At 69.5% G+C, this 11,948-nt stretch carries 12 protein-coding genes and 1 tRNA gene; 3 read left to right on the forward strand and 10 right to left on the reverse strand.

Features of this window, described 5'->3' with window-relative positions; all coding sequences use genetic code 11:
• Positions 1-86: 86 nt before the first annotated feature.
• The 7 genes from F9278_RS07155 to F9278_RS07185 form a co-directional block, all read right to left on the reverse strand.
• Positions 87-2,834 carry an exo-rhamnogalacturonan lyase family protein gene (locus tag F9278_RS07155; RefSeq protein ID WP_152167525.1) on the reverse strand — a complete coding sequence of 916 codons (2,748 nt, stop codon included), beginning with the start codon at positions 2,832-2,834 and terminating at the stop codon, positions 87-89.
• Between the two features lie 114 nt (positions 2,835-2,948).
• Complete coding sequence (locus tag F9278_RS07160) at positions 2,949-3,581, reverse strand: hypothetical protein (RefSeq protein WP_152167526.1); 633 nt, start codon at positions 3,579-3,581, stop codon at positions 2,949-2,951.
• Positions 3,582-3,593: 12 nt separating this feature from the next.
• Complete coding sequence (locus F9278_RS07165; protein WP_152167527.1) at positions 3,594-4,493, reverse strand: carbohydrate ABC transporter permease; 900 nt, start codon at positions 4,491-4,493, stop codon at positions 3,594-3,596.
• Entirely contained in the window at positions 4,493-5,497 is a 1,005-nt protein-coding gene (locus F9278_RS07170; protein ID WP_193241395.1) for a carbohydrate ABC transporter permease, read from the reverse strand. The genes F9278_RS07165 and F9278_RS07170 overlap by 1 nt, the downstream gene beginning before the upstream one ends.
• A complete protein-coding gene (locus F9278_RS07175; RefSeq protein WP_152167529.1) occupies positions 5,497-6,786 on the reverse strand; it encodes an ABC transporter substrate-binding protein in 1,290 nt (429 codons plus the stop codon). The genes F9278_RS07170 and F9278_RS07175 overlap by 1 nt, the downstream gene beginning before the upstream one ends.
• Before the next feature lie 558 nt (positions 6,787-7,344).
• A tRNA-Val gene (locus tag F9278_RS07180) sits at positions 7,345-7,416 on the reverse strand.
• 78 nt (positions 7,417-7,494) lie between these two features.
• Complete coding sequence (locus F9278_RS07185; protein WP_152167530.1) at positions 7,495-7,974, reverse strand: TIGR02611 family protein; 480 nt, start codon at positions 7,972-7,974, stop codon at positions 7,495-7,497.
• Between the two features lie 191 nt (positions 7,975-8,165).
• On the opposite strand from F9278_RS07185, the gene F9278_RS07190 reads away from it, so the two are divergent.
• Together F9278_RS07190 and F9278_RS07195 are read left to right on the forward strand one after the other, a co-directional pair.
• The gene (locus F9278_RS07190) at positions 8,166-8,579 is read left to right on the forward strand and encodes an SsgA family sporulation/cell division regulator (protein WP_004002642.1); all 414 of its coding nucleotides are present in this window, start codon (positions 8,166-8,168) and stop codon (positions 8,577-8,579) included.
• Between the two features lie 299 nt (positions 8,580-8,878).
• A complete protein-coding gene (locus F9278_RS07195) occupies positions 8,879-9,439 on the forward strand; it encodes a CGNR zinc finger domain-containing protein (protein WP_152167531.1) in 561 nt (186 codons plus the stop codon).
• Between the two features lie 86 nt (positions 9,440-9,525).
• Here the strand turns inward: F9278_RS07195 and F9278_RS46080 are convergent, their stop codons facing one another.
• Entirely contained in the window at positions 9,526-9,678 is a 153-nt protein-coding gene (locus F9278_RS46080; RefSeq protein WP_193241396.1) for a hypothetical protein, read from the reverse strand.
• A gap of 179 nt (positions 9,679-9,857) precedes the next feature.
• Complete coding sequence (locus tag F9278_RS07200) at positions 9,858-10,313, reverse strand: hypothetical protein (RefSeq protein WP_152167532.1); 456 nt, start codon at positions 10,311-10,313, stop codon at positions 9,858-9,860.
• Positions 10,314-10,548: 235 nt separating this feature from the next.
• Here F9278_RS07200 and F9278_RS07205 point away from each other — a divergent pair, with 235 nt between their 5' ends.
• Positions 10,549-11,067, forward strand: a complete 519-nt coding sequence (locus F9278_RS07205; protein ID WP_152167533.1) for a DsbA family protein — start codon at positions 10,549-10,551, stop codon at positions 11,065-11,067.
• Positions 11,068-11,119: 52 nt separating this feature from the next.
• Here F9278_RS07205 and F9278_RS07210 read toward each other — a convergent pair whose 3' ends face one another.
• Positions 11,120-11,944: a GNAT family N-acetyltransferase gene (locus F9278_RS07210; RefSeq protein ID WP_152167534.1), complete on the reverse strand. Its 825-nt coding sequence runs from the start codon at positions 11,942-11,944 to the stop codon at positions 11,120-11,122.
• Between the last annotated feature and the right edge of the window lie 4 nt (positions 11,945-11,948).

Raw genomic sequence — 11,948 nt, forward strand, 5'->3', positions numbered from 1 at the left:
GGAACTGCGCGACCAGCCAAAACGATCCCGCAGTTCCCCACCAACCCCAGGCGCCCCGCAGCCCCCCTGCTCAACCCAGCGGAGCGCTACGGCATCTTGTCGCCCACCAGCGCCAGGTTCTGGATCGCCGCCAGCCCGTACAGCGCGGTCGCGTTGGTCGACACCCACGCCGCCTCGCTGCCGGGCACGAGCGCCGTCGGCCCCTCGATCTTCTTCGTGGACCAGTCGGTCGACTCCTTGTAGTCCCAGGTGTCGGCGCTGTTGTAGAACTGCCGCCAGGCACGGGCCGCCAGCTTGTCGTCGCCGAGTTGGACCGCCGCGTACGCGTCCTGCCGCGAGTGCCCCTGGAAGAGCAGCAGGCTCCCGAAGTTGGAGCCGTAGCGCGCCGCCTGTTCCGCCTTCGTCGCGTTGAAGTAGCGGCAGTAGTCGAGCCAGGCCTCCTTGAACTTCGGCATCTCGATCTGGTCGAGGAGTTCGGCGTTCAGCTCGACCAGGCCGAACATCGCCGAGAGGTGCGAGACACCGACCTTGGCCTCGGTGGCGACGGCGAACCGGCCGGTGTCGAGGTCGTAGAGCGCGCTGCCCTGGACGAAGCCGTTGGGCTGGGCAGCGATCGTCTCCATGGTCGACAGCACGCGCGCCTTGGCCTTCTCCCACTTGGGGCCGCGCCGCTCCCACTCGGTCAGCCATGCCGACACCAGGCCCGACCAGTCGGTGCCGAAGCCGATCGACAGGGCGTTGCGGTCGGGGGTGTAGGGCTCGGTGCGGATCTTGCGGATGGGGTCGAGGACGAGGAACGTCTCGTCGGAGTCGACGTTGGCGTGCATGAGGTCGCCGACGCGTTCGTCGGCGGTGAGGAAGTAGTAGTAGCGGCGGTACGTGGTGTTGGCGATCCGCTGCTGCTTGGCGCTGTCGGCGTAGTGCTGGACGCCGTGGCGGGTGCCGAGGCCGGCCCATTTGCCCAGGTGGTAGACGTCGACCTCGCCGGTGTGGCGGGTCATGGCCTCGGCGAAGCGGAAGATGTCCGCGCGTCCGGAGCGCATGTAGGCGAACCAGAGCCACAGGTCGGGCGAGAGTTCGGAGTTGTCCCAGGCGTAGCCGCCGACGTCGTAGCACCACTGGTGACGGCTGGGGTCGTAGCTGTGCATGATGTCGCCGTAGTCCCAGAAGCCGTACCACCGGCGCATCTCCACCTGGTCCTTGTAATAGGTGAAGAGGAAGTCGAGGTGGTCCTCGATCTTGGCCTTGGCCGCGGTGGAGCGGTCCGGTTCGGCGAACAGCCCGCCGAAGACGCCCGCCTTGACGAGCTGCTTGGGCGGGGTGGCGAGCTGCGGGGGTGTCCGGACGGCGTCGATCTGCCTGGCCATGTCCTCGGCGCCCGGGGTGGACTCATGGGCCCAGAAGAGGAGTTCGCTGGTGCGGGCGATGCCGTAGGGGGTGCCGAACTCGGGCTCGTAGTCCTCGTAGGTGATGTTGAGGCCTTCGAGTTGCTCGGGGTAGGTGTCCTGGCCCATGCCGTCGTGGTAGAAGCGCAGGTCCATGGGCTGGGCCTCGGGCGACCAGAGCCAGAGGGTGACCTCGGCGGTGTCGGTGTGGGCGTCGCGGATGTCGAGCTGGGCGGGGAACTTCTCCCAGAAGTCCCGCAGCCCGAAGGCGAACCCGCCGGACGCGCCGCCGACGTAGCCGAAGCCGCTCGCCCGTCGGCCGCCGCCGGCCGGGATCCAGCCGTGGCCCTTCTTGGTGCGCTTGCGGACCGCGAAGCCGTCGGCGGACAGCTGCGAGAGCGTGTAGTCGCCCCACTCGGGGATGTACTGGAGACGGGTGGTGACCCGCTGGTCCCAGGTGGAGGGGTCGGGCAGCTTCTTCCCCTCGAACTGGGCCGTACGCACCGCCGTACCCGGGTCGCGCCGCAGCCCGGTGACACCCTTCACCGCCTCGCGCAGCAGCCCCGTGCCCTCGCCGCCGATCCGGATGTGCCGGTCGTACGCGGCGTCCCGCATCGGGACCTTGAAGCGGACGCCGATGCCGCGGATGAAGTCGCCGCTCGCCTTGCCGGGTTCCTGGGTGCCGTCGAAGGTGAGGGTGTGCACCATGCGGAACGACTCGGCGCCCGCGTAGAAGTAGAGCCGGATCGAGAACGGCAGCCAACTGCGGCTGCCCTTGCGGTGCTTGCCGTCGATGCGGACGACCGCGCGGACCGGCCCGCCCTGTTCGACCTCCACCTCGTCGATGACGCTCTCGAACCGCTCGTACTTCTCGGTGCCCTGGTCGCCGTCCTCGATCTCCGGCTGCCGCAGCAGGACCAGCCGACCGGTGTGGGCGATCTCGGTGGAGCCGCGCAGCACGGACTTCACGAGGGTGGAGCCGGACTTGCCGATCTTCGCGGTGATGACCCCGGTGGACACGTCGATGGTGCCGCCGCGCTTGTCGACGGTGACCTTCTTCTCCGGCGCGGCCGGGGTGCCGGCGGCGAGGGTGAGCTTGCCGGCACCGGCGCCCGCGCCCACCGCGTGCGCGGTCCACTTCACGGAGCCGTCGGGCCAGTAGCCGATCGGCCAGGACTGCACGGCCACGGCCTTGCCGTCCGCGTCGGTCAAGGAAAACGACTGTTCTTTTTCGTACGCGCCCTTCGGCCACGGCACGCCCACCGTCGATCCGGGTGCGGCGCCGAGCCCGCCGTCCTCCAGCCAGTCCAGGGTCACCGGCTCCGCCTCCGCCGCCTCGGCTCCGGGCGCGGCCTGTGCGTGCGAACTCCCTAGCGCCCAGCTGAACTGCGCGGCGGCTCCGGCGACGGCGGCCGCCTTCAGAAGGGACCTGCGGTCGATGGGGGGCATGGCCTTATCCTTTCCGTACGGGAAGTCTTGCGTGCGGGTTAGTCAGGGGCATGACAGAGAGAGGTGCGGCGCCTCCGGAGGCGCCGACCCGGGTGCGGGGCACCGCCGCCACGGTCAGCGGCGGCGCCGGTGCCGTTCCTCCACAGCGAGGGCCGCCGCCGCGACGGCCCCGAGGACCGGCACCGCCAGCGGCGCGACGAACCAGGCGGAGCAGACCACCACGGCCAGCCCGCCGACGAGCAGAAAGGATCCGGCGGGGTCGAGCACGGTCCGCCGCACGGCCGCGCCGAGCAGGGCCCGCCAGGTGGTGCCCGGCCGCCAGAGCGCCGCCGCGCGCAGCCCGGCGACGACGGCGCCGATCAGCGCGAGCACCCCGATCGCGCCGACCAGCGGCCCGCCCGGGATGCCGGCGCGTACGGCCAGGACGTCCACCCAGACGGCCGCGAGCGCCGCCCAGCCGGCGAGCCCGACGAGCCAGCCGCCGCGCACCGCCGCCCGGAAGTCGGCCACGAACTCCCGCCATCCGCCGCCCTCATGGGCCGTACGGCGTCGCAGATGCCGCGAACCGGCGGCGAACGCGGCGGGGTACGTCACCAGCGGCAGCGAGGCCAGCGCGATCCACACCCCGGTGAGCAGACACTCGGCGAACAGCGCGAACCGCTGGGCGAGCAAGGACTCCTCACGGGGCGCGGCGGACTTCGCGGGAACGCGGTCACGGGTGCGGTTCCGCGTGCGGGTCAGGGCCATGGTCAGCTCACCTCAGCCCTTCAGACCCGAGGTGGCCATGCCGTCGATCAGATAGCGCTGGAAGGCGAGGAAGAAGGCGAGCACCGGCAGCAGCGCCACCAGCGACATCGCGATCATGCCTCCGTAGTTGGCCACGGCGTCCTGGTCCACGAACATCTTCAGCCCGAGTGAGACCGTGTACTTGTCGGGCTCGTTCAGATAGATCAACGGGCCCATGAAGTCGTTCCAGGCGTTGATGAAGGTGAAGATCGCGCTGGTGATGAGCGCGGGCCGGCACAGCGGCAGCACGATCGACCAGTAGATCCGGAAGTGCCCGCAGCCGTCGAGCCGGGCCGCCTCGTCGAGTTCCTTGGGCAGGTTCCGCATGAACTGCACCATCAGGAAGACGAAGAACGCCTCCGTGGCCAGGTACTTCGGCAGCAGCAACGGAGTGTAGGTGTTGATCATCTCCATGTTGCGGAACAGCACGTACTGCGGGATCAGCAGCACGTGGTAGGGCAACAGGAGCGTGCCGATCATCAGTGTGAAGAGCAGATTGCGCCCCGCGAACTTGATCTTCGAGAAGGCGTACGCGGTCAGTGAGCAGGAGACGAGGATCCCGACCACCGAACCGAGGGCGAGGGTGAGGGAGTTGAGGAAGAACGTGGAGATCGGGATGTCGGCGATGCCGTCGGTGAGCCGGGTGTAGTTGGTGAGGATCGGGTCGCTCGGCAGCAGGTCCAGACTGCCGACGATGTCCTCGCTCTTCTTGAGCGAGCCGCCGATCACCCAGATCACCGGGTAGAGGATCACCGCGAGGACGGCGAGCGCCCCGATGTGCCAGGCGAGGGAACCGGGGAGCCTGCGGCGCAGGGCGCCCGCCCGCGCGGACGGGGCCGGGGCGGGGGTGATCTCGGTGGCCTGTGCGCTCATCAGGCACCCTCCTCGTAGTGCACCCAGCGCTTCTGGGACCAGAACAGCACCGCCGTCACCAGCGCGACCGCGACCAGCAGCAGCCAGGCCATGGCGGAGGCCAGGCCCATCCGGCTGTTCTCGAAGCCCTGGACGTACAGATAACAGGTGTAGACCATCGAGCCGTCGGCCGGACCGCAGGCGTTGCCTCCGGCGCCGCCGCCGACGATGTAGGCCGAGCTGAAGATCTGGAACGAGTGGATCGTCTCCAGCAGGATGTTGAAGAAGAGGACCGGGGAGATCATCGGCAGGGTGATGTTCCAGAACCGCCGCCATTTGCCCGCCCCGTCGACCTCGGCGGCCTCGTACAGCTCACGCGGGACCTGCTTGAGACCGGCGAGGAAGATGACCATGGGCGCGCCGAACTGCCAGACGGTCAGCGCCACCAGGCTGTAGATGATCAGCTCCGGGTCGCCGATCCAGCCGCCGGCGTCGATGCCGAAGATCCGCTGGGTGCGGTCGACGATCGCGTCGTCGGAGAAGATCGCCTTCCACACGATCGCGACGGAGACACTGGCCCCGATCAGCGACGGCGCGTAGAAGGCGGCCCGGTAGAAGGCCTGGCCGCGTCGGTTCTGGGCCAGCAGCAGCGCCACACCGAGGGCCAGCAGCAGCTTGAGCGGTGTCCCGACGACGACGTACCACAGCGTCACCCGCACCGAGTGGCGCCAGCGCGGGTCCGCGAACATCTCCGAGAAGTTGCCGAGGCCGATCCACCTGGGCGCGTCGAACAGGTTGTAGTCGGTGAAGGCGAAGTAGAGCGAGGCGATCATCGGCCCCGCTGTGAGCAGCAGGAAACCGGCGATCCACGGGGACATGAAGAGATAGCCGGCCAGGTTCTCCCGGCGGCCCCGCCGCAGCAGCGCGGCGGGGCTCGGGGCGTCGGCCGGACCGTGCCGCGGCTCGGAGCGCTCGTCCTTGGACAGGCCCTCCGTCGCAGGGGCGTGTGTCACGGTGGTTCCCATCAGGTGCCGAGAGCCGTCTTCGACTCGGTGAAGAACTGCTTGACGGCCTCGTCCACCGTGCGCGTGCCCAGCGCGAGTTCGTCACCGATGCGCAGGAAGGCGGCCTCACAGATGTCCGCGCCGTTCGGGTGCGGGGTGATGGGCTCCAGGACACCCGCCGCGACCAGCGACTCCTCGTACTCGGCGATCGCCTTGTTGACCGGGTCCGTCGGCTGGTAGGCGTCGTACTGGGCCTGGGTGGCGGGCACCCCCCGGTCGTAGCCCATGATCTTGGCGACCTCGGGCTCGTGCACCATGAAGTCGATGAACTGCGCGACCTCCTTGGGGTGCTGGGTGCGCTTGGAGGCGCTGAGCATGAGGGAGCCGAGGTACTGGCCGGTCCTCTTGCCGTCGGTGGTGGGGATGGGGGCGAGACCGTACTCGCTCTTGCCCTCGGAGGTGTAGCGGACGGTGAAGTTGTCCCAGGTGAACTCACCGGCGGCCAGTTCCGCGGCGACCGCCGACTTGGGCTTGATCTGGGCGACCTTCTTGGGGTCGGCGTAGAGACCCTCTTCGAGGCCCTTCTCGGCCTTCGCCCACCAGGCCTTCAGATCGGCCTCGGTGAAGCCGAGCCCGTCCTCGGTGAAGAACGCCTTGCCGTTCTGGCGCAGATAGAGGTCGTAGAGGTACATGACGCCGTACATGCCGCTGTCGCCGGCCCGGCCCGCCTTCTCCCGGATCTTCTTCATCGCCGCGTCGAAGTCGTCCCAGGTCCAGCCCTGCTCCGGCTTCACCCCGGACTTGGTGTAGACGGGCTTGTCGATCACCAGTGCCATCGAGTTGGAGCCGACCGGGACGCCGAGCAGTTTTCCGTCGACCTCGCCGAACTTCTCCAGGCCGGCTCTGAAGCCGTCCAGGGAGAGGTTGCCCGCCTCGACCTGTGGGCTCAGATCGAGCAGTACATTCTTCGCGTCATATTTCCGCAGGAAACCGATGGCATTCTGGAACACATCCGGCGGATTTCCACCGGAGGCCTGGGTGTTGAACTTCTTCCAGAAGTCGGGATAGACCTGGAAGTCGGTCTTCACCTTGATCTTCGGGTACTTCTTCTCGAATAGCGCGATGGTCTTCTTGATGCGCTGCGCGCGGTCCTCCGCACCCCACCAGGCGTAACGGATCGTCACCGTCCCGTCCCCCGCGCCACTGTCACCACCACAGGCCGTGGCCGTCGCCCCCAGCCCCGCGACGGCCAGTGAGGCTCCCGCCGCCTTGAGGACCGTCCGCCTCTCAACGTTCCTGTTTTGCTGCATGGTTGAGCCTCCCCGCGACGCCGAGTCCCGCGCCATGAATCGTTTCAAGTAAGCGCTTGCTGGCACAAGGTACGGAGCCCCTCAGGTGACGTCAATGATTCGGACAGGAATTGATGGAAAGCGGATCGGCCGCCGCCCCGGGGGCGACGGCGCCGCAGGTGACGGCAGGTCAACCGAAAGCGCAGGTAGGGGAGTTGCGATCGACAGGTCGAACGCGTCCAGGGTCGCCGGACGGCGAACGCATGAGGCTGAAAGGAGTCAGCGGGACGACCGCGGCGCCTCCCGCCGGACCGCACCCGGACCGCACCCGGAGCACCTCCGGAGCACGGCGGACCGGCCGGAAGCGGGTCCCGGGCGAGGCGGGAGAAGCACTGGATCCGGCCATATCCGGGCGGGTTCGCGGGCGGGTTCACGGGCGGCACTACCGCCGACCGACCTTCACCGCATACGGGATCTCCAGGAGTCGCACGGCCCGGCCGGCGCCGCGCACACCTTCGCGCGGCCACGACGAGAAGCGGCCCGGTCCACGTTTCCGTGGACCGGGCCGCCGTCATCCGGTGGGCGATACTGGGTTCGAACCAGTGACCTCTTCGGTGTGAACGAAGCGCTCTCCCACTGAGCTAATCGCCCGGACGCAGGAAGAACATTACCCCATGTCAGGGGGTGCCCCCGACCAGGTTCGCAATCCCCGCGCCACCCTGCCCGCGCTCACTGGTCCTTGATGTTCCAGGGCATCTCGAAGCCGAACTTCCAGACGTAGACACCGACGAGAACGGCCACGATCACCAGGCCGATCGTCGTCAGAATGATGTTGCGCCGCCGCACCTTGGGGTCGAGGGCGCGCTCGGTGGCCTCGGTGACCTTCCGCTTGGTCCAGCGGAGCACCAGTTGGGCCCAGACGAACTCGGTCGCCCAGATCGCCATGCCGCCGAAGATCACGATCCAACCGGGGCCGGGCAGCGGCAGCATGATCACACCCGCGACCACCACCGCGAGCCCGACGACGAAGATCGCCACCTGCCAGCTGAGGTGCAGCATCCGCCGGGCTCTGACGAATTCCGGCGCACGAGATCCGAGCGGCGCTTCGTTCTTGGCCACATCGGCCTCACTGTTCGCTACGTTTGTGTCACTCTTCGTTCCGTCGGCCGCCACGGCGACCTCCCCCGTCCCGTAACTCCCCGTGTCCATACGGCCAAACCCTACCGGAGAGAAACCGGTCACCGGAATGGTCGTACCCACAGAAGACGGTCTCGGCCGTATGAGCTACCAAAAGCGACGCAAAACTCCCAGAGGGGTTTACAACGGCACCGTAGGTGGCATGTCGATTTCGCCGACGTGCGAATCCCCGAGCGCACACTGAGCGAAAGGCCTTGGCGCTTATGAACACCACGGTCAGCTGCGAGCTGCACCTGCGCCTCGTTGTGTCGAGCGAGTCCTCACTGCCTGTTCCCGCGGGACTGCGGTATGACACGGCCGATCCCTACGCCGTGCACGCCACCTTCCACACCGGAGCAGAGGAAACGGTCGAATGGGTGTTCGCCCGCGACCTCCTCGCCGAGGGCCTGCACCGGCCCACCGGCACCGGCGACGTCCGTGTCTGGCCGTCGCGCAGTCACGGCCAGGGCGTCGTGTGCATCGCCCTGAGCTCCCCGGAGGGCGAGGCCCTCCTCGAAGCCCCGGCGCGGGCCCTGGAGTCCTTCCTGAAGCGCACGGACGCCGCCGTGCCACCCGGCACGGAGCACCGGCACTTCGACCTCGACCAGGAGCTCTCCCACATCCTGGCCGAGAGCTAGGGCGAGGCCCCAGAGAGCCGCCCGGCGCCGTCCACTCGGGGAGACGGCTCGGGCCAAGACAACCGAATACGGCTTTCAGGCCGACCCAACGACGCCGTCGTCGCGGACCTCCGCGCGGCGGCGTCGCCCTGTCGTCACCGAGCGCGACGGGAACCGGGCACCAATCGCTCCCCTGGCCCGTTCCGCTCGTACCAGGGCGCTCCGGGACGGTCCGCACCGGCCCACCGCCTCGCCGAGCGATTACCATCGGCCAGCATCGACGGGCGCCCGCCCGACCCGCGCAGGCCAGGGAGCGAAACGTGCTGATCACCCACGACACCCGGTGTTCCCTCGACGCCGTGGTGGATCTGGTGAACACCGCGCCGGACGACGACACGGCGACGGACGGGCTCGCGACTGTCGCGGCGCTCGCCGACTTCGTACGAAACCACGAGGTCAGCGATGTCGGTGTGCTGTCGGAGTTCGATCTCGCGGCCGTGCGCAAGGTCCGCGGCCGGTTCGCCGAGGTCTTCGCCGCGCCCGACGCGGCCTCGGCCGCCTCGGTCATCAACGATCTGATCGCCGCGGCCGGCACCACCCCCCGGCTCACCGATCACGACGGCTACGACTGGCATGTGCACTACTTCGCGCCCGGCGCGTCGCTCGCCGACCATCTCTCGGCCGACTGCGGCATGGCGCTCGCCTTCTTCGTGGTCGCCGGGGAGCAGGAGCGGCTGCGCCGCTGCGAGGCCCCCGACTGCCGGCGCGCCTTCGTCGACCTCTCCCGCAACCGCTCACGGCGCTACTGCGACAGCCGCACCTGCGGAAACCGCCTGCATGTGGCCGCGTACCGGGCACGCCGCAAGGAGGCGGCGGGCTGACGGACGGCGTCCGGCCGACAGCGAGGGGGCGGCGTACGGGGCTGACGGAGCCCTCGACGGGTGGCGTCAGGGGCTCCGTTTACGGCTCAGAGCATCAGCAGATCGTGCAGTGACGCCATGAGCAGCAGGCAGCCGATCACCGCTAGGAAGATCATCAGCGGTGGCTGGGAGAGAGCGAAGAGACATCCTCGCCGCTCCTCCGGTGGGACGACGGTGTCGCTCTGTGTTGTGTCCAGCATCTCGCGGCGATGATGACGCAGCGGAGACCCTCCGCGCGATCAACCCACCCGGAATGACGGAGAGTTCGCCAATATCCACAACGTACGGAGCGATCGTGATCACTTCGACGCCGCCGCCCGACCTTCTGTGTCGTTTCAGTCCGCGGTGCCTCGGCGGCCGTACGCCCGGCTCCTCCGGGTCAGATGCCGTGCTTCTTCAGGATCGCCTCGATGTCGCTGAAGTCGTCCGACGCGGACGTCCCCGAACCGCCCGCCCGGGGTGACGCCGCCGGGCGGGCCGCCGGTCGGACGCCCTGGCCCAGCGAGGGCGCCGAGGCCGCCGGGGCTATCGCCTCGGTGCGGGACGCCTTGGCCGCCTTGCGTTCCTTGCCGGTGACTCCGCGGCGCCGCTCCACGGCACGGGTGGTCATGAAGAGCAGCCAGGCGGCGCCGAGGACCCCGAAGCCGGCCCACGCGGTCGGGCTGAAGGCGGTGTCGGCGACCCATTCGACGACCCCGGTCATCACCAGGCCGAGGGGCACCAGGGAATAGGCGGCGATACGGGTCGCCCTGAGGAAACGCTTCCGGTACGCCGTGATCGCGGCGATGCCCAGGCCTGCAGCGGACACGGCGGCGCAGACTGTCTCGGCAATCATCCGGTCCTCCATGCGGTGCTCGGGCGGGCGGTCTCGTTCCGTCCCTTCCATCCTGCACCGCCACACGTCCGATATGCCACGGTCGGGGGAGACCTCAGGGACATCTCCGGGTCGTCTCGGGGTCGGCGCCCCGTCCCGCCCCCGTCCCGCCCCCGGCCGGCCCACGTCCGGCGGGGGTCCGGCGGGGGTCCGGTGGGAGTCCGGCTCACGTCCGGGAAGCTGGGAGACTGATCCCATGAGCGACTCCTCCCCCGTGCCGTCCGCCGTCGTCCTGGACGTCTGGTGCGAACTCCAGTGTCCCGACTGCCGCGGCGCCCTCGACGACATCCGCGCGCTGCGGGCCCGCTACGGAGACCGGCTCGACGTACGGCTGCGGCACTTCCCGCTGGAGAAGCACAAGCACGCCTTCGCCGCCGCGCAGGCCGCCGAGGAGGCCGCGGAGCAGGGGCGGGCGTGGCCGTACATCGAGGCCGTACTCGGCCGGGTCGAGGAGCTGGACCGCGTCGGGGAGCCGTTCCTCGTCGAGGCGGCCCGTGAACTCGGGCTGGACGCCGAGGAGTTCGACACCGCGCTGATCGACGGCCGGCACATCCTGATCGTCGACGCCGACCAGGCCGAGGGCAAGGCGATCGGTGTGACCGGCACGCCCACGTATGTCATCGGCGGCGAGCGCCTCGACGGCGGCAAGAGCCAGGCGGGCCTGCGGGAGCGGATCGAGGAGATCGCCGACCGGCTGCTGGCCGGGGGCGCCTGAGCCCGGCGCGGCGCCTCCCGGAGGCCCGTCGGCCCAGCGGAGCGTCGGCGTGTCAGAGCAGTGGCTTGTACAGGTGGTGGGTCGTCGTCTCGTAGCCGAGCGACTCATAGAGGCATTCGGCCCGGACGTTCCCCGCGAAGACGTTGAGCCCGAGGGCGGGCTTCCCGGCCGCCACCGTCTGGGCCTCGGCCAGCAGCATGAGCGTACGGCCGTGTCCTCTGCCGCGGTGCGCGGCGTCCGCCTCCACGTCGTAGACGAAGGCTCTGTCGTCGGTCAGCCACAGCCAGAGGGTGCCGACTCTCGTGCCCTCGTGTTCCAGCACGCTGACGAGGTTGCCGGTGGAGGCCACGCCCTGCGGCATGCAGCGCAGATAGTCCTCGGCGGCCCTCCCGTACGCCTCCGCCTCGGGCACGCCGCGGGTGAGCAGGTCCTGTGCGTAGCCCTCCAGCCCGGCCTCCTTCCAGGGCCCGTACTCGGCCTCCGTCATGGGCCGGCCCCGGCTGCCGTCGGGCAGTTCGGGCGGGCGGCCGTCGAGGGCCTTGCTCATGCTGCGGTTCCGCAGGACGTAGCCGAGTGCCTGGGTCAGCCGCAGGGCGGGCTCGGCACCGGCCGGGACGGACGTCTCGATCCGCCGGCAGCCCCAGCCCCGGGCCACCTCCTCGGCGGCGAGCGCGGCGACGGTCGCCCGGCCGCGCCGCCGGTCCGGTTCGTCGATCCGGAGGTCCAGGATCCGGGCGGCCGTGGACCCGGGGTCGGGACGTGTACCGAGGTGTATCCGGCCGACGGGACGGCTGTTCACACACACCTGGTAGCGGCGCGAACGGGATCCGTCGGCGGCGTGCTGAAGCGGCTCGATGGGCCGCAGGGTGGTGGTCATCAGG

Origin of the sequence: Streptomyces phaeolivaceus (assembly GCF_009184865.1) — a bacterium.
In the GTDB taxonomy this organism is placed as follows: domain Bacteria; phylum Actinomycetota; class Actinomycetes; order Streptomycetales; family Streptomycetaceae; genus Streptomyces; species Streptomyces phaeolivaceus.